Raw genomic sequence first — 23,326 nt, forward strand, 5'->3', positions numbered from 1 at the left:
GGTGGTAATCAGTCGTTTTTCCGATGGGAATAAGTTACTTTTTTTATTGATAATAGACTCTAAGGTTTTTCAGGGGTTTTTAAGTGAGGCAAAGATTTTCGTTTCTCCATTTTTTTGAGTTCCGTATCTCCAAATGCTTGGGGGTCTCCATTAAAACTTATCCTCCATATTTTTCCCTGTTTTGATTCTGAAATATAAAGAGATCCGTTTGTGTCCTGAGCGAGTCCCATGGGGCGGTATTTTGCGTCGTCGGTTGTTTTGGCCGAATCGACTCCGATAAAACCATCTGCGAAAACTTCCCATTTTCCGGTAGGTTTTCCTTTCTTGAAGGGAACAAAGGCTACAATATAGCCTCCTTGGGGGTAGGGGCCTCTGTTCATGGATCCGTGAAAGGCAATAAAAGCTCCTTCCTTATATCTTGGGGGAAATTGGGTGCCTGTATAGAATAAAAGGTCGTTGGGTGCCCAATGTGCTGGTAGGCCCATGATGGGGTCTTTAAAACCCACGGCTTCTTTTTGGCCATCTCCACCATATTCGGGGGCTACCATTTTTTTGTTCTTAAAAGGGTCGTAATAACTATAGGGCCATCCAAAATTATCGCCTTCCTCTATTTTCATAAATTCTTCGGCAGGTAATACGGCTTGGTCCCATTTGCTAAAATATTGTGGCGCATGGTTGTGTAGATAGTCTCGGCCATGTTGTACACCGTACAAGGTGTTGTCCTCATGGTTCCATGAAATAGCAACCATACTCCTAATACCAGTAGCATACAATTGACCATCTTGTTGCGATTGTCCTAATTTGTTTTCGTCAAATTTCCATATACTGCCTAGTACATCTAGACCGGGACAAGGGTACATGCCTTTTATTTGTCCTTTAGAGTTGGGATCTTCACACGCATTGGTAGGGGCGCTAAAAGTAACATACATATTCCCCTTTTTGTCAAAAGCCAAAGATTTGGCATTATGCCATCGTTTAGGGAAATAATCGGTAAGTACAACCTCGGGTTTTCCTTCAGGAATTAATTGGGAGTCCGATAGTTTTTGCCTATAGATTACTTGTTCTGAACTAAAGTAGAGGTAACCATTGTGAATACGCATTTCTGTGGCGAAGGTACCATCGTTGGGGTAATCGCCAAAGCGTTTTATGATATCGGCTTTTCCGTCCCCGTCCGTATCCCTTAGAGCTATATTTCCATTAATTCCCTTAGGCTCGCGCAATTTTACATAGATATCACCATTTTTGTTGATTGCCATATGACGAGAAGGGCCTATACTGTCTACAACAACTAAGGCAGAAAAACCATCTGGTAAAATTAAGCCCCCGTTTGGCAGCTCTTTTTCTTTATCTGCCCGATTTTCAGAATTGACAGGTGTGACCACTTTTTTAGTTTCTTTTACCTCACTCTCTTTACAAGAAGTGATTAGCACGGTAAGTAATAAAACTAATTTTAATTTTTTCATATTGGTTTTGTGGGCTGGGTTATATTTTAAAGGTAAGAAATAAGTGAAAAAAGGAAGAGTATTGAGGATGCCGAATTTTTATGGCCTCATATTTAAACAAAAAAAGGTGCAAACATATGTTTGCACCTTTTTATATATTCTATAAATTAGATTATAGATTCAAAGGTAAACAGAAATCAAAAAGACTGGCTCCTGCAGTTGGTTCGGGACCTAAATCCAAAACTGTTTCTCCGTTCGCCGAAATTACTTGGAATGTATTTTCTTCGTCGTAAGAACCACTGTTGTATACAATTTGAATAAGCTCTGTACCTGTAGGTACATCAAATGTAATCGTTGTACTATCGCCGCCATCATGAGTATAATTCGTGATGGTACCATCGATGTTTACATCCAACGAAGCACCGTTCCAAGAATCACCATATGCATCTTGCAATTCCATGGTCCAAGTTCCTGGAGTTGGAGCAATTGGAGGACAAACCAAAGGAATGGTATAGATAAATGGAGATCTATAGTAAGAACCACCAGAAACCGTACTGTTTAAGTTGGTATTGGTGAATGATCTTCCATCCGTTAAATTCAATACGTATTTAATGGTAAAGCTATCACCTCCAAAATAGTCGCCATCAGCTAGGCCATTGGCCGCAGCAAGCTCACCTAATGTTAGAACAACCGTAATAGATGGAAGGCCATCTTCATTTGTGGTGAACTCAGAAGCTGTAATCGTTTTGAGCAATGTGGAGGTGGTAGACAGGGCATCATCGGCTATACTAGTAAAGGAAGTATAGATTTCCACATTGTCCAATAATTCACCCTGAGCGTTATCTTCTACCTCAAATGTAACGGAATACTCGGCGTTGGGATCCTCATAACTGAATTCCTGTGCGGCTACTTCCGAAGCAGAGGTCGTTGCTCTAAAGACGGCTCCCCTGGTCACTTCCTCGAAGACATCGTCTATAGTCTTATTGCTGGATTCGCAGGCCAGAAAGCCGACAGATACCAACGATAACATTAATATGTTTTTAATATATCTTTTCATAATTCTATTTTTTTAATTTGATAAAGGAAAACCGCTATCAGGGTTGATGTCCCAAAAAACTTTTTCTGTTACAGAAGTTTTTTGCGTTACGTTACTGTTGTTGTTGGCGTATACCGAAGGGTATAGGAATGATCTGATGAACGCACCTGGATCTGGCTCCAAGTTCGGTTGAAGATCACTTGGGTATCCTGTTCTTCTATAGAAGTTATAGGCATCTATTCCGTTACCAAATAGGGATACAAAGAACTCTTTTGCCAATAGATTTAACTTTTCGTCTCCAACAGCGGCATCATATTCGGCCTCAACTTCTGCAAGGTAATCGGTAACATCATCAGCTGTAGGCTCAAGCGATAAATCTGCACCGCCGTCCAATACTCCAAAAGCCATTGTTTTGTCTATGGATTTTTCGATTCCGTCTAGCATATACGTTTTTGCGTCTTCAAGCTCATTGTCAAAGTATGCCATTTCCGCTTTAAGGAAATCTATTGTTTGAGCCAAGAAAATTGGAGTTATACCTGCACCACCTGCACCAGAGCCTAAATCAACTCCTGCAAAAGTACTATCGTCGAACTCACCGCCAGCTGGGTATACACCGTACGTTGTTTTTAATTCACCATCTGGAGGTGTGCCATCATCATCACCATGATCTCTACCCCAATAACCGTTTGGTAAGTAACAGAAGGTAAAATTGCCGGAAACATAATGGGCTGGGGCCGGTTCTACACTACAAGAAAGTGTTTGTTGGTTAGGTCCATCCGAGTCAACAGCACCAGGTGTAGTAGGGTTTTGTCTGTAAAAGTAGTAACGTATTCTAGGGTCGCTATCATTATAGATTGTAATGGCATTGTCTTTTTTAGAGTTATCCATATAATTCATCAACCAATTGGACATATAATCACCAGCACCGGTTGTAGTGTAGTTGTCGGCGTAATCCGGATGTCTAGCATCTGGGTTAACTACATTGGTTCCCCAAGAAAATTGAAAATCTTCATCTACAGAAGTGATGTAGTTACCTGCGTCTATTATGGAATTAAAAGCATCCATGGCACCTGCATCTACCAATCTTGTTTGTGCATAAATTTTCAATTTTATAGAATTGGCTACTTTTATCCAATTGTCCCAGTCTCCTCCATAATAATAATCATTGTCAGGGTCTGCGGCATTATCATCTGTGGAGAAATTAGCAATCGCATCGTCCAATAAATCCAATGCCGCAGCGTATATAGATGCTCCGCTATCGGCCGTTGGGTTTAAGTTGTCTATACCTGAAATGGCTTCCGTGTATGGAACGTCTCCATAAAAATCTACCAAGGTGACTATTGTAAAGGCTTGCATTACTTGCCCCATACCAATATGACGTTTAAAATTAGCTTCTTCAGCCAATGTATTCATGGCACCGATGTCCGTTAACATAGAAGAGTATGCATATCTCCATTCACCATCTTGAGAAGCTGGTGAGTAGGCTTGTTGGTACAAACGTGTGCCCATGTTTTCCAATCTTGTTACTTCGGCACCATTAGACCCCATGTCTTCGTTGAATCTTGCGAATTCTTCTTGAACACGATTTAGATAAAAATCAGGAGTAGCTTGATCTGGACTCACCGCATTCGGGTCGGTAATTAGATCAAGTTCCGTACTCTCACACGAAAGAATAAGCCCCGCGGAGAAAACTGTTAGAACTAAGTTTTTAATAAATATTTTCATTTTCTTTTTTTTTTAAAATGTTGCTTTTATAGACATACCATATCTTCTTGAACCTGGGCTATTGATAAAGTCAAATCCTAGTGCATTACCTACACCGACCCCTAAGTTTTCTGGGTCAAAATTGGTACCGTCAGGTATGTTTATTCCTTTAAACCATAGGTTTTGACCAGTTAAGGTAAAACTTAAGGATCCAAATGGTGTTCTTTCCAAAGCTTTGCTAGGTACTGAATATCCTAACCTAACTTCTCTTAAACGAATGGTACTACCATCGTATACCTGTAATTCGCTTGGGCCAAAAGCCACGTTGCTGAAGTAGTAGTCAGAGTTGTTGATTTGAATGTCATTTACCGAACCATCAGCTTTAACACCTGGTAAAATGAATGTGGATACACGGTCTTGAGTATCGGTAGTTAAACCACGACCTACCAAAGCAGAGATAGTATTTGCGTAAACATCGCCACCATGCCTGTAAGATATATCGAAGTTAAAACTAAAGTTCTTGAACCTGAATCCATTACTTACGTTCAATCTCCAATCGGCATTAGGATCACCTATTTCAAATAATCCATTTTCCTCGGCATAACTACCTGTACTGGTAACTACTTTGTTGCCTGCATCATCTCTTAAGACTCTAGAGCCCATGATAATACCGAATGGCCTTCCTGCTACGGCAAAGTTGGAAAGGTCAGAGAACAGACCTCCAATGTTAATGTTGTCCGTATCCTGTCCTAAGTCGATTACTGTAGATTCATCAGCCGTAAAGTTGGCGTTTACATCCCAGTTAAAACCACCTTCGTTTTCACTTCTAAATAAAGAAACACCTAAATCAGCTTCTATACCCTTTACCTGAACCTCACCAATATTTGTTACAGTTGAAGTGTAACCGGATGAAGGATCCAATGGTTGCTCTGAAATTAGATCTGTAGTGGTTTTCTTATAAATGGAAACATCTAAGGACACCCTGTTCTGTATGAATCTTGATTCAACACCAAATTCAAGTTCTTGCAATAGTTCTGGGCTTAAAGCTGGATTTGCCAATTCGTCATCTACTGTAATAGAAGAGACCAAAGTACCATCTTTAAGGAATTCTCTAGTATCCAAAGTTGCCGTGTTGGCTACAGGATACCCGCCAAAGAAACCTGCAGAGGTACCGTAACCAGCTCTTAATTTTAAGAAGTTAAGACCGTTTTGAGACTGCAACCCATCTATAAGTGCCGTAGGCAATATTGATAAACTGGCAGATGGATAGAATATAGAGTTTTCGATAAAGTTTGAAACCCAGTCATTTCTTGCTGCCAAAGTTAAATACGCAAAGTTGTCATATCCAAACTCTGTTTGGGCATAGACTCCCATAATGTTCTGAATCTCGTCATATTGAACCGGTGCGGCCGTCGCAAAATTGTAGTGTTTGAACACACCGAAAATGGATTGTTGGTCACTGGTAACACCTTGTCTAGAAAATTCTGTTCTTCTAGAGGTTGCACCTAAGTTAACGTTCATGTCCAATTTTTCTGATAATTGCCACATACCGTTTAATTGAGCAGTATGGTCCCAAATAGTATTTTTGTTGTCATACGTTTGGTACCTACCTTGTACGTACCCTTCGGCACCACCTTTGTTCTGACCAATCTCGTTACGTTCTGTATAGAAATCTAAACCTGTTCTCCAGAAAACATTGATGTTGTCGTTTATCTTATAGCTAAACTGTGTGCTACCAAATACCCTGTTGGTATTTTGATTGGCAAAAGCATTCTCAGCTGTCCATCGTGGGTTTTGAATATCGTTACCACCTCTGTAGTAAACACTACTTCCGTCAATCGGGTTTTGGTAAGGAAGTCCCATTAGGTCAACACTTCTTGGGGTAAAAAACAAATGTCCGAATACAGAAGCACCGTCACCAAATGCACCGTTACCCGTACTAGCTGCGATAGGAGGTGATTTAACATCACTTTTTGTGAAGTTCATGGTTCCGTTTACGGTGAACTTGTTACTTAATTCAGCTCTACCACCAACACTAAAAGTGGTTCTTTGTAGTTTGTTTCCAGGAGTAAAACCTTCATCTTTTAAGTTACCGATACTGGCATTATAAGAAAGCTTGCCATCTTCAGAAGCACCGGAGGCGTTAATAGAGTTATTGGTAACCGTTCCGGTACGGAAAAAGTCTTTTACACCATCATAAGGTTTAAACTCATAAGTGGCACCTTGGTATTCTGGGAATGCCGCACTTACTTTAGAGTTTACTGAATATGGGTGTCTAATTAAAATAGTACCTTCTTCATTAGTACCTGCCCAAGTTGCACCAAAGTTATTTGGTTCTGGTATATTGAAATCAGGTCCCCAGTTACTGAAGAACTCACCATAAGCTTGGTCAAAACCGTTACCATATTGATCTTGGTAATCTGGTAATGTTGAGATTTCGTTAAAGAAAATAGAAGAAGTAACCGTTATTTCAGATTTCTTTTTGCCCGTGCCTGCAGCACCTGCCTTAGTGGTTATCAAGATAACACCATTTCTACCAGCGGTACCATATAGGTTGGCCGCGGCCAAACCTTTTAATACGTTTACATTGGCAATGTTGTTAGGGTCTAAGTCCAAAAACCTACTGGAACCTACATTTCCGTCAATTGCATCACCTTGTGAATTTGTATCTGAACTAAAAGGAACACCATCAACAATAAACAATGGTTGGTTAGAACCCGAAATAGAGGTAAAACCACGTATTACGATGTTCGTAGCGGAACCTGACATACCACTTGCGGCATTTATCAGTACCCCAGAGGCCTTACCGTTAAGTACCCTACCTACATCGCCTTCAGCTTTTTGCTCCAAGTCCTCGGCGTCTACAGAAGAAACCGCATAACCAAGGGACTTTTTCTCCCTTTTAATACCTTGTGCCGTAACTACCACTTCTTCAAGAGCTTGTGCATCCTCTGTCATTTGAACATTGATAGTGTTACTGCCACCAACTGTCTGGGTGGTATTCTTCATACCAATATAAGTAAAGAGTAATGTTTGGCCCTCAGACGCGGTTATGGAATAATTTCCATCAAAATCGGTTTGAGTACCATTCGTAGTTCCTGTTACAATAATGTTAACCCCCGGGAGTGGTAATCCATCCTGGTCGGTAACAGTACCGGAAACTGTTTTTTCTTGCGCATACGAAATATGCACAATTAACGCTAACAAGAGCGTCAACAATCCATTTAGTTTTGTTCTCATTTTTTAATTATTTGAATTAGCTAGCGACAAAAATCAAAATAAAGTGTTAATAATCCAAAGGAATTTTAATAAAACTTTAAGAATTTGTGAAAAAATTCAAAGTTACAGATTAAACAGTATTGATATTTTTGTTTGTGTAATATAACAAGTTGTATTTTATGAATTTCGCAAAAAACCTATGTTTTACGTTTGTTTCGAAGTGCTGTTTTTAGAAAATCAGTGAAATTTTTTAAACCTAAAATTTTTGTTAAAACATAGGGTCTTAACAATAATTTTCGGCGCTGAAAATTGTCAGTTAAAAAAAACTTTTAAAATATTTGCGCTGTGGTTTGAATTATTCTGAAATATCACTACATTTGCCGACCCTTAAACAAAGGGTAATTTTTATACATATTTATATAGTATGCCAACAATTTCACAATTAGTACGAACAGGAAGGGCCACAATTACTAAGAAGAGTAAATCGGCTGCTTTGGATTCGTGTCCTCAGAGAAGGGGTGTATGTACAAGGGTATATACGACAACTCCAAAGAAACCAAACTCGGCAATGAGAAAAGTTGCAAGGGTAAGGTTGACCAATGGAAAAGAGGTGAATGCCTACATTCCGGGAGAGGGTCACAATTTACAAGAGCACTCGATAGTATTAGTAAGAGGCGGGAGAGTTAAGGATTTGCCAGGAGTTAGATATCATATCGTTCGTGGGGCATTGGACACAGCAGGTGTGGCCGGTAGAACACAACGTAGGTCTAAGTATGGTGCAAAACGACCTAAGAAGTAATAACACTTTTTAAAAAGAAGTAATGAGAAAAAGACAGGCAAAGAAAAGACCACTTTTACCGGATCCAAGATTTAACGATCAATTGGTTACGAGATTCGTTAATATGATGATGTGGGACGGTAAAAAATCTGTTGCATTTAGTGTATTTTATGATGCGATAGATATAGTAGAGGCCAAAAAGACAGATGAAGAAAAAACTGCTTTAGAGCTTTGGAAGGATGCATTGAGTAATGTAATGCCTCATGTAGAAGTGAGAAGTAGAAGGGTTGGAGGGGCTACTTTCCAGATTCCTATGCAGATTAGGCCGGACAGAAAAATTTCTACCGCAATGAAGTGGTTGATCAGTTATGCTAGAAAGCGTAATGAGAAAGGAATGTCCCAAAAATTGGCTGCCGAAATCTTAGCGGCTGCCAAAGAGGAAGGCGCTGCTGTAAAGAAAAGGGTTGATACCCACAAAATGGCAGAAGCAAACAAAGCATTTTCCCACTTTAGATTTTAATCAGAAATGGCAAGAGATTTAAAATATACAAGAAATATAGGTATTGCGGCTCATATCGATGCTGGTAAAACAACAACGACCGAGCGTATACTTTTTTATACAGGTGTTAGTCATAAAATTGGAGAGGTTCATGATGGTGCTGCCACTATGGACTGGATGGAGCAAGAGCAAGAGCGTGGTATTACCATTACTTCTGCTGCTACAACTTGTTCTTGGAACTTTCCAATGGAGAACGGTAAGTCTACGGCAGAGACAAAACCATATCACTTTAACATTATAGATACCCCGGGACACGTTGACTTTACGGTTGAGGTTAACAGGTCTCTTCGTGTTTTAGATGGTTTGGTCTTTTTGTTCAGTGCTGTTGATGGTGTTGAGCCTCAATCTGAAACTAACTGGAGGTTGGCCGACAATTATAAAGTGCCACGTATTGGTTTTGTTAACAAAATGGACCGACAAGGGTCTAACTTCTTGAACGTGTGTAAGCAGGTGAAAGAGATGTTGGGTTCAAATGCCGTGCCTATTGTTTTGCCAATCGGTGAAGAGGCTGATTTTAAAGGTATTGTTGATTTGGCCAAGAATAGGGCCATTGTTTGGCATGATGATAACTTTGGGTCTACTTTTGATGTGATCGATATTCCTGAAGATATGAAGGCGGAGGTTAAGGAGTATAGAGCTGCCTTGATCGAAGCTGTTGCCGAGTATGATGAAAAATTGATGGAAAAATTCTTCGAAGATGAAGATTCCATTTCTGAAGAAGAGGTTCATGCGGCATTAAGAGCTGCTGTTATGGATAGGGCTATTATACCAATGGTATGTGGTTCTTCTTTCAAAAATAAAGGTGTTCAGTTCTTGTTGGACGCTGTATGTAGGTATTTGCCTTCTCCGGTAGATAAAGAAGCTATCATTGGTGTGAATCCTAATACAGGTGAGGAAGAATCTAGAAAGCCGGATGTTAAAGAGCCTTTTTCGGCTCTTGCCTTTAAAATTGCTACCGATCCTTTTGTAGGTAGGTTGGCTTTCTTTAGAACATATTCTGGTAGATTGGATGCTGGTTCTTATATATTGAACAACCGTTCGGGTAAAAAAGAACGTATCTCTAGAATTTATCAAATGCACTCCAATAAGCAAAATGCTATCGATTATATCGAAGCTGGAGATATAGGGGCTGCGGTAGGTTTTAAAGATATTAAGACAGGGGATACCATGTCTGATGAAAAACACCCTATTGTTTTGGAAAGTATGGAATTTCCAGATCCGGTAATTGGTATAGCTGTTGAGCCTAAGACCAAAGCTGATGTAGATAAGTTGGGTATGGCCTTAGGAAAATTAGCTGAAGAGGATCCAACCTTCCAGGTGAAGACAGATGAAGCTTCAGGTCAGACAATTATTTCCGGAATGGGAGAATTGCACTTGGATATCATTGTCGATAGGTTAAAAAGAGAATTCAAAGTAGAGGTGACCCAAGGAGAGCCTCAAGTTGAGTATAAGGAAGCATTTACCAAAACAGCTTCGCACAGAGAGACTTATAAGAAGCAATCTGGTGGTCGTGGTAAATTTGGTGATATCGTATTCGAAATGGGTCCAGCGGACGAAGATTTCGAAGGAACTGGACTTCAGTTTGTGGATGAGATCAAGGGAGGTCGTATTCCTAAAGAGTTTATCCCTTCTGTAGAAAAAGGTTTCACAATGGCTATGCAAAATGGTCCATTGGCGGGTTATGAGATGGATGCGATGAAAGTTGTGTTGAAAGATGGTTCTTTCCACCCTGTGGATTCGGATGCTCTATCGTTCGAACTTGCTGCGAAAATGGGTTACAAAGCTGCTGGTAAAGCTGCTGGAGCTGTAATAATGGAGCCAATCATGAAAATTGAGGTTATTACACCTGAAGAAAACATGGGTGATATAGTTGGGGATTTGAACAGAAGACGTGGTACTATTAGCGATATGAGCGATAGAGCCGGTGCCAAGGTTGTAAAAGGTATGGTTCCTTTATCCGAGATGTTCGGGTATGTAACCTCTTTAAGAACGCTTTCTTCTGGTAGGGCAACATCAACAATGGAATTTTCACACTATGCCGAAACACCTTCGAATATTTCTGAAGAAGTTATTAAGGCGGCTAAAGGAATAACAGCATAATTTAAGGAAATGAGTCAGAAAATTAGAATAAAACTTAAGTCTTACGACCATAATTTGGTAGACAAATCTGCTGAGAAAATCGTAAAAACGGTAAAGACTACCGGTGCTGTTGTAACGGGACCAATTCCTTTGCCAACGCATAAGAAAATATTTACGGTATTGCGTTCACCGCACGTAAATAAAAAATCTAGAGAGCAGTTCCAATTAAGTTCTTATAAGAGGTTGTTGGATATTTATAGCTCTTCATCGAAAACTATTGATGCGCTTATGAAGCTAGAGCTTCCTAGCGGTGTCGAGGTTGAGATCAAGGTTTAAGTGAAAAGCTGGCCCCAATAGGGTCGGTGTACATGTCCTGAGCTGCGGGCGAGGGAAAAACGGAGATAAAATAATTTCAGGGTTGAATTATTTTTGACCCTATTTTTTTGAAAGAATTTTAATAATTAGTAATTAATATAATTTAAGTATGTCTGGGTTAATAGGAAAGAAAGTAGGCATGACCAGTATTTTTGACGAGAACGGGAAGAACATTCCTTGTACCGTTATACAAGCTGGGCCATGTGTAGTTACCCAAGTCAGAACCGAAGAGGTAGACGGGTATAGTGCCCTTCAGCTTGGTTTCGATGACAAGGCAGAAAAACGTGCTAATAAGGCTGAATCTGGCCATTTTAAAAAAGCAGGTGCTTCTCCCAAGAAAAAGGTCATTGAATTTCGAGATTATGAAGGTGAATACAAATTGGGAGACACTATTGGTGTCGATGTTTTTGTAGAAGGAGAGTTTGTGGATGTTGTAGGAACATCAAAAGGTAAAGGATTTCAAGGTGTTGTTAAAAGACATGGTTTTGGAGGTGTAGGGCAGTCTACACACGGTCAGCACAATAGACTTAGGGCTCCTGGTTCCATTGGTGCGGCATCTTACCCTGCTAGAGTTTTCAAGGGAATGAAAATGGCAGGAAGAATGGGTGGAGAACGTGTTACGGTTCAAAACCTGAAAGTATTAAAGGTAGTTCCGGAGAAAAATCTTTTGGTAGTAAAGGGTTGTGTACCTGGTCATAAAAACGCTTACATAACTATAGAGAAGTAATGAAAGTAGCAGTTTTAGATATAAAAGGAAAAGATACGGGTAGAAAGGCAGACCTTTCTGATGACGTATTTGCTATAGAGCCAAATGATCATGCGGTCTATTTAGATGTGAAACAATATTTGGCGCATCAAAGACAAGGTACGCACAAATCAAAAGAGCGTGGTGAGATTGCTGGTAGTACCAGAAAGATAAAGAAACAAAAAGGTACAGGTACCGCGAGAGCGGGTAGTATCAAATCTCCGATCTTTAGAGGTGGAGGTAGAATCTTTGGGCCTAGACCTAAGGATTACACTCAAAAATTGAACAAGAATTTAAAGCGTTTGGCAAGAAAATCAGCTTTGAGTCTTAAATCAAAAGAGAAGGCTATTTTGGTCGTTGAGGATTTTGATTTTGATGTGCCTAAAACAAAGGATTTCGTTAATGTGCTTAAGTCGTTGGGCTTAGAAAACAAAAAATCCTTATTTGTGTTGGGTGATTCAAATAAAGGCGTATATTTGTCTTCGCGTAATTTTAAGGGTTCTGAGGTTATAAATAACTCAGAATTAAGCACTTACAAAATACTTAATGCCTCAAGTGTGGTATTGTTGGAGAGCTCTTTAGAAGGAATCGAATCAAACTTAAATAACAAGTAGAACCATGAGTGTGTTGATAAAGCCAATTATTACGGAAAAAATGACTGCAGATAGCGAGTTGAACAATCGTTATGGTTTTGTGGTTGATCCAAGGGCTAACAAGATTCAGATTAAGGAGGCTGTTGAGGCTACTTATGGTGTTTCGGTCAAGAAAGTTCGAACAATGAATTATGGGCCTACAAGAAAGTCCAGATATACAAAAACTGGAGTACAGCACGGAAAGACAAATGCTATTAAAAAAGCGATTGTTGATGTTGTTGAAGGTGATATAATTGATTTTTACAGTAATCTATAAAGACAAGAAATGTCAGTTAGAAAATTAAAACCAATCACTCCTGGGCAGCGTTTTAGAGTAGTAAATGGGTTTGACGCCATTACTACTGATAAGCCGGAGAAAAGCTTGCTTGCTCCGTTAAAAAAGTCGGGAGGTAGAAACAGTCAAGGAAAAATGACCATTCGCCAAAAAGGTGGAGGTCATAAAAGAAGGTATCGTGTAATAGATTTTAAAAGAGATAGGCAAGATGTGCCTGCTGTGGTTAAATCAATAGAGTACGATCCAAACAGGACGGCTTTTATCGCTTTATTGGAGTATACCGATGGTGAAAAAAGATATGTTGTTGCTCAAAACGGATTAAAAGTGGGTCAGCAGGTAGCTGCTGGTGCTGATGTTGCTCCAGAAATTGGAAATGCGTTACCACTTAGTCAAATTCCTTTGGGAACTATAATTTCTTGTATAGAGTTGCGTCCTGGTCAAGGGGCCGTAATGGCAAGAAGTGCCGGAACTTTTGCTCAGTTAATGGCGAAGGACGGTAAGTTCGTTACTGTAAAAATGCCATCTGGGGAGACAAGACTTATTTTGTCCGGTTGTATGGCTACTATAGGTGCCGTATCGAATTCGGATCATCAGTTGTTGGTTTCCGGTAAGGCCGGTAGAAGTAGATGGTTAGGTAGAAGACCTAGAACAAGACCAGTAGTTATGAACCCTGTAGATCACCCAATGGGAGGTGGTGAAGGTAGAGCATCTGGAGGTCATCCAAGGTCAAGGAACGGTATACCTGCCAAAGGCTTTAGAACTCGTTCTAAGACTAAGAGTACCAATAAGTATATAATAGAACGTAGAAAGAAATAATAAAGTAGAAAGAAATGGCACGTTCACTAAAAAAAGGACCTTACGTTCACTATAGTCTGGAGAAGAAAATCCAGCAGACTGTTGCATCCGGTAAAAAATCGGTTATCAAAACTTGGTCAAGAGCATCAATGATAACTCCAGATTTTGTAGGATTGACAATAGCAGTCCACAACGGAAGACAATTTGTACCTGTTTTCGTTACAGAAAATATGGTAGGACATAAATTAGGAGAATTTTCACCAACTAGATCTTTTAGGGGTCATGCTGGTGCTAAGAATAAAGGAAAGAAGTAAGCTATGGGAGTTCGTAAAAAACAGATGGCCGAAAGAATAAAGGCTGAAAAGCAGAAAGTTGCTTTTGCAAAATTGAACAACTGTCCTACTTCACCTAGAAAAATGAGGCTTGTTGCTGATTTGGTTCGTGGTGAGAAAGTGGAAAAAGCTTTGGCAATCTTAAGATTTAATCCAAAGGAAGCTTCGCGTAAATTAGAGAAGTTGTTACTTTCCGCGATTGCCAATTGGCAAGCAAAAAATGAGGATGCCAGTATAGAGGATGCCGATTTAATCGTATCTGAAATCAGGGTAGATAGTGGTGCAATGTTGAAAAGATTGCGTCCGGCTCCTCAAGGTAGGGCACATAGAATAAGAAAGCGTTCGAACCATGTAACTTTGGTTTTGGGGTCTAATAATAATACAGAAAGCTAGAATGGGACAGAAAACAAATCCGATAGGAAATCGTCTAGGAATTATCAGAGGATGGGAATCTAACTGGTACGGTGGAAACGACTATGGTGATAAACTGGCCGAAGATGATAAGATTAGAAAATACATTCATGCTAGGCTTTCTAAAGCAAGTGTCTCAAGGGTAATCATTGAGCGAACTTTAAAACTGATAACCGTAACGGTTACGACCGCTAGACCTGGAATTATCATAGGTAAAGGAGGGCAAGAGGTCGATAAGCTTAAAGAAGAGCTTAAGAAAATTACCAATAAAGAGGTTCAGATCAATATATACGAGATCAAGAGACCGGAGGTAGATGCAAACTTGGTTGCTGCGAGTATAGCAAGGCAAATTGAAAGTAGAATTTCTTTTAGAAGAGCTATTAAGATGGCTATTGCGGCGGCAATGAGAATGAATGCCGAAGGGATTAAAGTTCAGATATCCGGTCGTTTGAACGGAGCTGAAATGGCAAGGTCCGAATCATATAAAGAAGGTAGGATTCCATTATCTACTTTTAGGGCCGATATAGATTACGCTTTGCATGAAGCCCAAACAACTTACGGTAAGTTGGGTATCAAAGTATGGATTATGAAGGGCGAGGTTTATGGTAAGCGTGAACTTTCTCCATTGGTAGGCATGCAAAAAGGGCAGTCTTCAAAAGGAGGTAAGCAAGAAGGTGGTAGAAAACCGCGTCGTAGAAAGTAATAATTATAGAAGTAGAGAAAAATGTTACAACCAAAAAGAACGAAGTTCCGAAAAATGCAGAAAGGCCGTATGAAAGGTCTTTCTAACAGAGGGCACCAACTTTCAAATGGTATGTTCGGTATAAAATCGGTAGGTGATGCAGCCTTTTTGACTTCTCGTCAAATCGAAGCGGCGCGTATCGCAGCTACTAGATATATGAAAAGGGAAGGTCAGCTATGGATAAAAATATTCCCGGACAAGCCTATTACCAAAAAACCTTTAGAGGTACGTATGGGTAAAGGTAAAGGGGCGCCAGAATATTTTGTGGCGGTCGTAAAACCAGGAAGGGTTATGTTCGAAGTAGCTGGGGTTTCGATGGAAGTTGCTAAAGAGGCTTTAAGGTTGGCAGCTCAAAAACTTCCGGTTAAAACGAAATTTATTGTTGCACGAGATTATACAGTTGAAAATTAATCGTAGGAATCATGAAAAAACAAGAGATCAAAGAATTGTCTGTTGAAGGACTTACGGAAAAGTTGGCTGAATATAAAAAGCAACATGCAGATTTAAAAATGGCTCATTTTGTAACTCCATTGGAGAATCCTCTTCAAATTAGAAAAGTTCGAAGAACGGTTGCAAGATTGGCTACTGAATTAACTAAAAGGGAAAACCAATAATTGGTTCTGCTTTATGGAAAAAAGAAACTTAAGAAAAGAGAGAGTTGGGGTTGTAACCAGTGATAAAATGGAAAAGTCCATTGTTGTTGCAGAGGTGAAAAGAGTAAAACACCCTATGTACGGTAAATTCGTTTTGAAGACTAAGAAATATGTTGCTCATGACGAAAAAAACGATTGCAATGTCGGTGATACCGTGAAAATTATGGAGACACGTCCCATGAGCAAGACCAAATGTTGGAGGTTAGTAGAAATCTTAGAAAGAGCTAAATAAGTTATGTTACAGCAAGAATCTAGATTAAAAGTAGCAGATAATACCGGAGCAAAGGAAGTTTTAACTATTCGCGTTCTTGGTGGTACAAAAAGAAGATATGCTTCTATTGGGGATAAAATCGTAGTTACCGTTAAGGAGGCTACGCCAAATGGAGGTATTAAAAAAGGAGCGGTTTCCACTGCCGTTGTCGTTAGAACAAAGAAAGAGGTTAGAAGACCTGATGGTTCTTATATCCGTTTCGATGACAATGCGTGTGTACTGTTGAATCCAGCTGGAGAGATGAGAGGAACCCGTGTGTTTGGACCTGTAGCCAGAGAGCTTAGGGACAAGCAATTCATGAAAATTGTTTCATTGGCCCCAGAGGTACTATAATTGATTGTCAAGATGAAGAAGTTAAAAATTAAAGCAGGAGATACGGTAAGGGTTATTGCTGGAGATCATAAAGGTTCAGAAGGTAAGGTAATGTCCGTAAATCTTGAAAAGAATAAAGCTATCGTAGAGGGTGTGAACATGGTTTCCAAACATGAGAAGCCAAGTGCAAAAAATCCTCAGGGTGGTATAGTAAAAAAGGAAGCTCTTATTCACGTTTCTAACCTATCGTTGATTGATCCTAAGTCTGGTGAAACAACTAGAGTAGGGTATGAGGTGAGAGATGGCAAAAAAGTAAGGTTTTCCAAGAAATCTAAAGAAGTAATTTAGTTATGGCTTACGTTGCAAGATTAAAGAAAGAATATAAGGAACGCATTATTGCTGCGTTGACCGAGGAGTTTGGTTACCGTAATGTAATGCAAGTACCAAAATTAGAGAAAATCGTAGTTAGTAGAGGTGTTGGTGCTGCCGTTGCCGATAAAAAACTTATTGATCATGCCGTAGACGAAATGACTATGATTACAGGTCAAAAAGCGGTACCTACAATGTCTAAAAAGGATGTTGCTGCCTTTAAACTTAGAAAAGGTATGCCTATCGGAGCCAAAGTTACATTGCGTGGAGAGCGTATGTATGAATTTTTGGACAGATTGGTTACTTCCGCACTACCTAGGGTAAGAGATTTTCAGGGTATCAAGGCAACCGGTTTTGATGGCCGTGGCAATTATAACCTTGGTATAACCGAGCAAATTATATTTCCGGAAATAAATATTGATAAGATCAATAGGATCAACGGAATGGATATAACTTTTGTTACCTCTGCCGAAACTGACAAGGAAGCAAAATCATTACTAACAGAATTAGGATTACCTTTTAAAAAGAAGTAGTATGGCTAAAGAATCAATGAAAGCCCGTGAGAGAAAAAGGGCAAGAACTGTAGCTAAATATGCTGAGAAACGCAAAGCTCTTAAAGAAGCTGGCGATTATGAAGCGTTACAGAAATTGCCAAAAAATGCCTCTCCAGTACGTATGCACAATAGATGTAAGTTGACTGGAAGACCAAAAGGTTATATGAGGACTTTTGGAATCTCAAGGGTTATGTTCAGGGAAATGGCTAACAAAGGTTTGATACCTGGAGTTAAGAAAGCCAGCTGGTAATAAATAAAGAATAACTGGTTTCAGGTTTAGCAATAGTGCTAAAAACCGTCACCGAATTATATATAAATGGTAACAGATACTATAGCAGATTATCTAACAAGGATTAGAAACGCAAGTAGGGCAGGTCATAGGGTAGTAGAGATCCCGGCCTCCAATTTAAAAAAGGAGATAACTAAAATATTGTTCGATCAAGGATATATTTTAAGTTATAAGTTCGTGGACGATAAGGTTCAGGGTACTATCAAAATAGCTTTGAAGTACGACAAAATGACCAAAGATCCGGTAATTAAGAATATACAACGTATAAGTAAGCCAGGTCTTAGAAAGTATGCCTCTAATGAAAATCTGCCTAGAGTTCTTAACGGGCTTGGTATAGCGATCGTTTCTACATCTCATGGTGTAATGACTAGTAAGCAGGCCAAAGCTGAAAATGTTGGTGGCGAGGTTTTATGCTACGTATATTAATCGAATAAAGAGTTAGAAGATGTCTAGAATAGGAAATAATCCGATAGCAATCCCTGAGGGAGTAACGATAGAAGTCAATGATCAAATGATTACCGTAAAAGGTAAATTAGGAGAGTTGAAACAGGAATACTCAGGAGTTGAAGTTAAAATAGAAGACGGACAGGCTTGGGTAACAAGACCGTCTGACTCTAAAGAGCATAAAGCGAAACATGGTCTTTACCGATCTTTGATTCTGAATATGGTAGAAGGTGTATCAAAAGGATGGACCAAAGAATTAGAATTGGTAGGTGTAGGTTACCGTGCAAGTAATCAAGGACAAAAACTTGATCTTGCCTTAGGTTTTTCTCATAATATAGTTTTTGACCTTGCTCCTGAAGTAAAAGTTGAGACTATTTCAGAAAAAGGTAAGAATCCTATTGTAAAATTGACCTCGCACGATAAGCAATTGGTAGGTCATATTGCCGCCAAGATCAGGTCTTTTCGTAAACCAGAGCCTTACAAAGGAAAAGGAGTCAAATTTGTTGGAGAAGAATTAAGAAGAAAGGCTGGTAAATCAGCTTAATTATAGTATTATGGGATTATCAAAAACACAAAGGAAATATAGAATTCGAAGAAGGATCCGTAAGGTTTCCAAAGGAACAGCTGAAAGGCCAAGATTATCGGTCTTCAGAAGTAACAGCGAAATCTATGCACAATTGATAGATGACGTTAAAGGCGTTACTCTTGCTGCCGCTTCTTCTAGGGATAAGGATATTGCTACTGCAAAAGGTACCAAAACCGAAAAGGCCGCACTAGTGGGTAAGGCAATTGCAGAAAAAGCCAGTAAAGTTGGTATTGAAAAAGTTGCTTTCGATAGAGGTGGAAACCTATATCACGGAAGAGTTAAGTCTTTGGCTGAAGGGGCAAGGGAAGCAGGATTAAAATTCTAAATTAAAGGTATGTTCCAAAAATACAAAAACGTAGAAACTGTTAAACCAGGAGGTTTAGATTTAAAAGATAGATTAGTAGGTGTACAACGTGTAACTAAGGTTACCAAGGGTGGTAGAGCGTTCGGTTTCTCCGCTATCGTAGTTGTAGGTGATGAGAATGGTGTTGTAGGCCACGGTCTTGGAAAATCAAAAGAAGTTGCCACTGCTATTGCCAAAGCTATCGAAGATGGTAAAAAGAACTTGATTCGTATTCCTTTGAACAAAGGAACCTTGCCTCATGAACAAAAAGGTAAGTTCGGCGGAGCACGAGTATATATTCAGCCTGCTTCACATGGTACCGGTGTTATTGCCGGTGGTGCTGTAAGGGCTGTATTGGAGGCAGTAGGTGTTCATGATGTATTGTCTAAATCTCAAGGGTCTTCAAACCCGCACAACGTTGTTAAGGCGACTTTTGATGCCTTGTTACAACTTAGGGATGCCAAGACAATTTCACAACAAAGAGGAATCTCCTTGGAGAAGGTGTTTAAAGGTTAAGAGAATATTATGGCAAAGATTAAAGTAAAACAGGTTAAGAGCGGTATTAAGAAACCTCAAAACCAAAAGAGGACCTTAGAAGCTCTAGGGCTAAAGAGAATTGGGCAAGTTGTTGAGCATGATGCAACACCTAATATCTTGGGAATGATAAATAAAGTTAAACATTTAGTTTCTACAGAAGAAGCTTAAATATAGATCTAATGAATTTAAGTAATCTAAAACCTGCAGAAGGTTCCGTAAATAGAGATGGTAAGCGTTTAGGTCGTGGGCAAGGATCTGGAAAAGGCGGTACTGCTGCAAGAGGCCATAAAGGGGCTAAATCTAGATCAGGTTATTCTAAGAAAATCGGATTTGAAGGTGGTCAAATGCCTTTGCAAAGACGTGTTCCTAAATTTGGATTTACCAATATCAATCGTAAAGATTATAAAGGGATAAACTTGGATAAATTACAAGAATTGGTCGATAACAAAGTAGTGAAGGATACAGTTACCCTTGAAACTTTGGTAGAGAACGGTCTTGTGAAAAAGAATGATTTAGTAAAGATATTAGGAGGAGGAGAATTAAAATCCGCACTAAAAATATCTGTACATAAGTTTACTGCTTCAGCAAAAGCTGCAATAGAAGCTGCAGGTGGTGAGGCAATAAGTTTATAAGCATTAACGGGAACATGAAGAATTTTATTGATACAATATCCAATATTTGGAAGATAGAAGAACTGAGAAATAGAATACTTATTACTCTGGGTCTTCTATTGGTTTATAGATTTGGTTGCCAAATCGTTCTTCCAGGTATAGATTCGACACAATTAGGAGGCTTGGCCGATGGTACCGATCAAGGTATATTTGGTTTATTGAACGCATTTACAGGTGGAGCGTTTGCCAATGCATCTATTTTTGCATTAGGTATTATGCCTTATATCTCAGCTTCTATTGTGGTTCAATTAATGGGTATTGCAATACCTTACCTACAGAAATTACAGAAAGAGGGAGAAAGTGGCCGTAAGACCATTAATCAGATAACAAGATGGTTGACCATTGGTATCTGTATCGTACAAGCACCAGCCTATCTATATGGTTTGGGTGCATTTGGAGTTCCAGATAGCGCATTCGTTCTAGGAAAAGGATTGGATTTCATGATACCGGCGGTTATTATTTTGGTTTCCGGATGTGTATTTGCAATGTGGTTGGGTGAGAAAATTACGGATAAAGGTATTGGTAACGGTATCTCTTTGTTGATCATGATCGGTATCATCGCAACTATGCCTCAATCTTTTGTTCAGGAATTTGTTTCTAGGACAACGAATAATAACGGAGGACTTATGTTTATCTTGATAGAGATAATCGTTTGGTTCCTTGTTATTTTAGCGAGTGTACTTTTGGTGATGGCAACACGTCAAATACCTGTACAGTATGCAAGAAGAACTGCTTCTGGTGGTTATGAGAAAAACATCATGGGGTCTAGGCAATACATTCCATTGAAGTTGAATGCATCGGGTGTTATGCCTATTATATTTGCGCAAGCAATCATGTTTGTTCCCGGTATGATCGGTGGGGCTTTCGATGATACCTCATTCGGGCAATGGATGCAAGTTCAGTTTAGTGATATATTCGGATGGGCATACAATCTTTTGTTCGCCTTTTTGATAATCGTCTTCACCTATTTCTATACTGCAATAACAGTGCCTACCAATAAGATGGCAGATGACCTAAAACGAAGTGGCGGTTTTATACCAGGTATTAGGCCAGGAAAAGAAACTGGAGATTTTTTAGATAAAATTATGTCATTAATTACGTTACCCGGTTCAATATTCTTAGCTTTGCTGGCCGTTTTACCGGCTATAGTAGTAAAACTGTTGGATGTTCAACAAGGATGGGCATTGTTTTATGGAGGAACATCACTATTGATTATGGTTGGTGTGGCAATAGATACGGTACAACAGGTGAATTCATATTTATTGAATAGGCATTATGATGGTTTGATGAAAACCGGAAAAAATAGAAAAGTAGCATAATTTATGGCTAAGCAAGCAGCGATAGAACAAGATGGATCCATTATAGAGGCATTGTCAAATGCAATGTTTCGTGTAGAGTTAGAGAATGGACATGTAGTTACTGCGCATATTTCAGGTAAAATGCGCATGCATTATATTAAACTATTGCCTGGTGATAAGGTTAAATTAGAGATGAGTCCCTATGACCTTACCAAAGCAAGAATTACTTATAGATACTAAGACAGCAAGATGAAAGTAAGAGCATCAGTAAAAAAGAGAAGTGCCGACTGCAAGATTGTTCGCAGAAAGGGCAGATTGTACGTAATCAACAAAAAGAATCCTAGATTTAAACAAAGACAAGGGTAATTATGGCAAGAATCGCGGGTATAGATATACCAAAACAGAAGAGGGGCGTAATAGCCTTGACCTATATTTTCGGAATAGGAAGAAGTAGGGCCAAGGAAATTTTAGAAAAAGCCCAAGTTAGTGAGGATACAAAAGTTTCTGATTGGAACGATGATGAAATAGGTCGTATCAGGGAAGCAGTTTCTTTCTACACTATTGAAGGTGAGTTACGTTCTGAAACTCAGTTGAACATTAAGCGATTAATGGATATTGGATGTTACAGGGGTATACGCCACAGATCTGGTTTGCCATTAAGAGGTCAACGTACAAAGAACAACTCTAGAACTAGAAAAGGAAAGAGAAAAACAGTTGCTAACAAGAAGAAAGCTACTAAATAATATATAGGTATGGCAAAGGCAAATACTAAGGTAACCAAGAAACGTAAAGTTATAGTTGATTCTGTTGGAGAAGCGCACGTAACTGCATCCTTTAATAACATAATCATTTCATTGACCAATAAGAAAGGTGATGTGATATCATGGTCATCTGCTGGTAAATTAGGATTTAGGGGTTCTAAAAAGAATACTCCGTACGCTGCTCAAGTTGCTGCCGAGGATTGTTCTAAAGTAGCTCACGAAGCAGGTTTGAGAAAAGTAAAGGTTTATGTAAAAGGACCAGGAAATGGTAGAGAATCTGCCATCCGTTCTATTCATAACTCAGGAATTGAAGTAACAGAGATCATAGATGTTACTCCGATGCCACATAACGGTTGTAGACCTCCAAAAAGAAGAAGAGTTTAATCAATATTAATATATTTCATCGAAGGTGTAATTACGATTATCGAAGGATAAGCCTTAATTCATAATCTCACTTTCATAATTTAAGAAAATGGCAAGATATACAGGACCAAAATCAAAGATCGCACGTAAATTTGGAGAAGCGATATTCGGAGACGATAAGTCTTTTGAAAAGAAAAATTACCCTCCAGGACAGCATGGTAACAACAGAAGAAGAGGAAAAAAATCCGAGTATTCTGTTCAGCTAATGGAAAAACAAAAAGCAAAGTATACTTACGGTATCCTAGAAAAACAATTCAGAAACTTATTTGCTACTGCCAAAAGGAAAGAAGGTGTTACCGGTGAGATTCTTTTGCAATTATGTGAATGTCGTTTAGATAATGTTGTTTTTAGAATGGGGATAGCTCCAACTAGAAGCGGTGCCAGACAATTGGTTTCACATAGACACATAACCGTAAACGGAGAATTGGTGAATATTCCATCTTATTCTTTAAAACCAGGTGATGTTGTAGGTGTAAGGGAAAAATCGAAGTCTTTACAGAGCATACAGGATTCTCTTGCTGCCAATAGTGCTGTATATGAATGGATGACCTGGAATAACGATAAAAAAGAAGGTACTTTTGTTTCTGTACCTGAAAGAATGCAGATTCCAGAAAATATCAAAGAACAATTAATAGTCGAGTTATACTCAAAATAAAACAACACTGATCCTA

General features: G+C 39.2%; 34 protein-coding genes. 30 read left to right on the forward strand and 4 right to left on the reverse strand.

Features of this window, described 5'->3' with window-relative positions; translation table 11 throughout:
* Positions 1-59: 59 nt before the first annotated feature.
* The 4 genes from J8L85_RS06615 to J8L85_RS06630 all read right to left on the reverse strand — a co-directional run bounded on the left by J8L85_RS06615 (position 60) and on the right by J8L85_RS06630 (position 7,422).
* Positions 60-1,463: a PQQ-dependent sugar dehydrogenase gene (locus tag J8L85_RS06615; protein WP_211015738.1), complete on the reverse strand. Its 1,404-nt coding sequence runs from the start codon at positions 1,461-1,463 to the stop codon at positions 60-62.
* A 151-nt stretch (positions 1,464-1,614) separates the two neighbouring features.
* Complete coding sequence (locus J8L85_RS06620; RefSeq protein ID WP_211015740.1) at positions 1,615-2,499, reverse strand: hypothetical protein; 885 nt, start codon at positions 2,497-2,499, stop codon at positions 1,615-1,617.
* A gap of 12 nt (positions 2,500-2,511) precedes the next feature.
* The gene (locus J8L85_RS06625; protein ID WP_211015742.1) at positions 2,512-4,203 is read right to left on the reverse strand and encodes a SusD/RagB family nutrient-binding outer membrane lipoprotein; all 1,692 of its coding nucleotides are present in this window, start codon (positions 4,201-4,203) and stop codon (positions 2,512-2,514) included.
* A 12-nt stretch (positions 4,204-4,215) separates the two neighbouring features.
* On the reverse strand, positions 4,216-7,422 hold the full coding sequence (locus J8L85_RS06630) for a SusC/RagA family TonB-linked outer membrane protein (protein WP_211015744.1): 3,207 nt from the start codon (positions 7,420-7,422) through the stop codon (positions 4,216-4,218).
* Positions 7,423-7,825: 403 nt separating this feature from the next.
* Here J8L85_RS06630 and rpsL point away from each other — a divergent pair, with 403 nt between their 5' ends.
* The 30 genes from rpsL to rpsD all read left to right on the forward strand — a co-directional run bounded on the left by rpsL (position 7,826) and on the right by rpsD (position 23,310).
* Positions 7,826-8,200 carry a 30S ribosomal protein S12 gene (gene rpsL, locus J8L85_RS06635; RefSeq protein WP_027078345.1) on the forward strand — a complete coding sequence of 125 codons (375 nt, stop codon included), beginning with the start codon at positions 7,826-7,828 and terminating at the stop codon, positions 8,198-8,200.
* 22 nt (positions 8,201-8,222) lie between these two features.
* Positions 8,223-8,699 (forward strand): 30S ribosomal protein S7, encoded by a 477-nt coding sequence (gene rpsG / locus J8L85_RS06640; protein ID WP_047246278.1) that lies wholly within the window; start codon positions 8,223-8,225, stop codon positions 8,697-8,699.
* Positions 8,700-8,705: 6 nt separating this feature from the next.
* The gene (gene fusA / locus J8L85_RS06645) at positions 8,706-10,838 is read left to right on the forward strand and encodes an elongation factor G (protein WP_211015746.1); all 2,133 of its coding nucleotides are present in this window, start codon (positions 8,706-8,708) and stop codon (positions 10,836-10,838) included.
* Between the two features lie 9 nt (positions 10,839-10,847).
* Positions 10,848-11,153, forward strand: a complete 306-nt coding sequence (gene rpsJ, locus J8L85_RS06650) for a 30S ribosomal protein S10 (RefSeq protein ID WP_007094989.1) — start codon at positions 10,848-10,850, stop codon at positions 11,151-11,153.
* Between the two features lie 148 nt (positions 11,154-11,301).
* Entirely contained in the window at positions 11,302-11,919 is a 618-nt protein-coding gene (rplC, locus tag J8L85_RS06655; RefSeq protein ID WP_211015748.1) for a 50S ribosomal protein L3, read from the forward strand.
* Positions 11,919-12,551, forward strand: coding sequence for a 50S ribosomal protein L4 (rplD, locus tag J8L85_RS06660; RefSeq protein ID WP_211015750.1), 633 nt, complete (start codon positions 11,919-11,921; stop codon positions 12,549-12,551). The genes rplC and rplD overlap by 1 nt, the downstream gene beginning before the upstream one ends.
* 4 nt (positions 12,552-12,555) lie before the next feature.
* Positions 12,556-12,846: a 50S ribosomal protein L23 gene (gene rplW, locus J8L85_RS06665; RefSeq protein ID WP_047246274.1), complete on the forward strand. Its 291-nt coding sequence runs from the start codon at positions 12,556-12,558 to the stop codon at positions 12,844-12,846.
* Between the two features lie 9 nt (positions 12,847-12,855).
* The gene (gene rplB / locus J8L85_RS06670) at positions 12,856-13,680 is read left to right on the forward strand and encodes a 50S ribosomal protein L2 (protein WP_211015752.1); all 825 of its coding nucleotides are present in this window, start codon (positions 12,856-12,858) and stop codon (positions 13,678-13,680) included.
* Between the two features lie 14 nt (positions 13,681-13,694).
* Positions 13,695-13,973, forward strand: coding sequence for a 30S ribosomal protein S19 (rpsS, locus tag J8L85_RS06675; RefSeq protein ID WP_047246272.1), 279 nt, complete (start codon positions 13,695-13,697; stop codon positions 13,971-13,973).
* 3 nt (positions 13,974-13,976) lie between these two features.
* On the forward strand, positions 13,977-14,384 hold the full coding sequence (rplV, locus tag J8L85_RS06680) for a 50S ribosomal protein L22 (protein WP_211015754.1): 408 nt from the start codon (positions 13,977-13,979) through the stop codon (positions 14,382-14,384).
* A gap of 1 nt (position 14,385) precedes the next feature.
* Entirely contained in the window at positions 14,386-15,105 is a 720-nt protein-coding gene (rpsC, locus tag J8L85_RS06685) for a 30S ribosomal protein S3 (RefSeq protein WP_047246270.1), read from the forward strand.
* Positions 15,106-15,126: 21 nt separating this feature from the next.
* Positions 15,127-15,555, forward strand: a complete 429-nt coding sequence (rplP, locus tag J8L85_RS06690; protein WP_047246269.1) for a 50S ribosomal protein L16 — start codon at positions 15,127-15,129, stop codon at positions 15,553-15,555.
* Positions 15,556-15,566: 11 nt separating this feature from the next.
* A complete protein-coding gene (gene rpmC, locus J8L85_RS06695; RefSeq protein WP_047246268.1) occupies positions 15,567-15,758 on the forward strand; it encodes a 50S ribosomal protein L29 in 192 nt (63 codons plus the stop codon).
* 13 nt (positions 15,759-15,771) lie between these two features.
* Positions 15,772-16,029: a 30S ribosomal protein S17 gene (rpsQ, locus tag J8L85_RS06700; RefSeq protein WP_047246267.1), complete on the forward strand. Its 258-nt coding sequence runs from the start codon at positions 15,772-15,774 to the stop codon at positions 16,027-16,029.
* Between the two features lie 3 nt (positions 16,030-16,032).
* A complete protein-coding gene (rplN, locus tag J8L85_RS06705) occupies positions 16,033-16,401 on the forward strand; it encodes a 50S ribosomal protein L14 (RefSeq protein WP_027064819.1) in 369 nt (122 codons plus the stop codon).
* A 12-nt stretch (positions 16,402-16,413) separates the two neighbouring features.
* Positions 16,414-16,728 carry a 50S ribosomal protein L24 gene (rplX, locus tag J8L85_RS06710; protein WP_047247910.1) on the forward strand — a complete coding sequence of 105 codons (315 nt, stop codon included), beginning with the start codon at positions 16,414-16,416 and terminating at the stop codon, positions 16,726-16,728.
* 2 nt (positions 16,729-16,730) lie between these two features.
* Complete coding sequence (gene rplE / locus J8L85_RS06715) at positions 16,731-17,282, forward strand: 50S ribosomal protein L5 (RefSeq protein WP_211015756.1); 552 nt, start codon at positions 16,731-16,733, stop codon at positions 17,280-17,282.
* Position 17,283: 1 nt separating this feature from the next.
* Positions 17,284-17,553: a 30S ribosomal protein S14 gene (gene rpsN, locus J8L85_RS06720; protein WP_047246265.1), complete on the forward strand. Its 270-nt coding sequence runs from the start codon at positions 17,284-17,286 to the stop codon at positions 17,551-17,553.
* Between the two features lie 66 nt (positions 17,554-17,619).
* Positions 17,620-18,018, forward strand: a complete 399-nt coding sequence (gene rpsH, locus J8L85_RS06725; RefSeq protein ID WP_211015758.1) for a 30S ribosomal protein S8 — start codon at positions 17,620-17,622, stop codon at positions 18,016-18,018.
* Between the two features lie 19 nt (positions 18,019-18,037).
* Complete coding sequence (rplF, locus tag J8L85_RS06730; RefSeq protein WP_211015760.1) at positions 18,038-18,580, forward strand: 50S ribosomal protein L6; 543 nt, start codon at positions 18,038-18,040, stop codon at positions 18,578-18,580.
* 10 nt (positions 18,581-18,590) lie between these two features.
* A complete protein-coding gene (rplR, locus tag J8L85_RS06735) occupies positions 18,591-18,947 on the forward strand; it encodes a 50S ribosomal protein L18 (RefSeq protein WP_211015762.1) in 357 nt (118 codons plus the stop codon).
* Positions 18,948-18,956: 9 nt separating this feature from the next.
* Entirely contained in the window at positions 18,957-19,481 is a 525-nt protein-coding gene (gene rpsE, locus J8L85_RS06740) for a 30S ribosomal protein S5 (RefSeq protein WP_047246261.1), read from the forward strand.
* 9 nt (positions 19,482-19,490) lie between these two features.
* A complete protein-coding gene (gene rpmD / locus J8L85_RS06745) occupies positions 19,491-19,670 on the forward strand; it encodes a 50S ribosomal protein L30 (RefSeq protein WP_211015764.1) in 180 nt (59 codons plus the stop codon).
* Between the two features lie 11 nt (positions 19,671-19,681).
* Positions 19,682-20,134, forward strand: coding sequence for a 50S ribosomal protein L15 (gene rplO, locus J8L85_RS06750; RefSeq protein WP_211015766.1), 453 nt, complete (start codon positions 19,682-19,684; stop codon positions 20,132-20,134).
* Between the two features lie 14 nt (positions 20,135-20,148).
* Positions 20,149-21,492: a preprotein translocase subunit SecY gene (gene secY, locus J8L85_RS06755; RefSeq protein ID WP_211015768.1), complete on the forward strand. Its 1,344-nt coding sequence runs from the start codon at positions 20,149-20,151 to the stop codon at positions 21,490-21,492.
* Between the two features lie 3 nt (positions 21,493-21,495).
* Entirely contained in the window at positions 21,496-21,711 is a 216-nt protein-coding gene (infA, locus tag J8L85_RS06760; protein WP_013305172.1) for a translation initiation factor IF-1, read from the forward strand.
* Positions 21,712-21,720: 9 nt separating this feature from the next.
* A complete protein-coding gene (gene ykgO / locus J8L85_RS06765) occupies positions 21,721-21,837 on the forward strand; it encodes a type B 50S ribosomal protein L36 (protein WP_013305171.1) in 117 nt (38 codons plus the stop codon).
* Between the two features lie 2 nt (positions 21,838-21,839).
* Entirely contained in the window at positions 21,840-22,214 is a 375-nt protein-coding gene (gene rpsM, locus J8L85_RS06770) for a 30S ribosomal protein S13 (RefSeq protein ID WP_211015771.1), read from the forward strand.
* Positions 22,215-22,223: 9 nt separating this feature from the next.
* Positions 22,224-22,616 carry a 30S ribosomal protein S11 gene (gene rpsK, locus J8L85_RS06775; RefSeq protein WP_047246256.1) on the forward strand — a complete coding sequence of 131 codons (393 nt, stop codon included), beginning with the start codon at positions 22,224-22,226 and terminating at the stop codon, positions 22,614-22,616.
* 88 nt (positions 22,617-22,704) lie between these two features.
* Positions 22,705-23,310 (forward strand): 30S ribosomal protein S4, encoded by a 606-nt coding sequence (gene rpsD / locus J8L85_RS06780; RefSeq protein WP_211015773.1) that lies wholly within the window; start codon positions 22,705-22,707, stop codon positions 23,308-23,310.
* Positions 23,311-23,326 lie beyond the last annotated feature (16 nt).

The organism is Maribacter sp. MMG018, assembly GCF_018100785.1.
In the GTDB taxonomy this organism is placed as follows: domain Bacteria; phylum Bacteroidota; class Bacteroidia; order Flavobacteriales; family Flavobacteriaceae; genus Maribacter.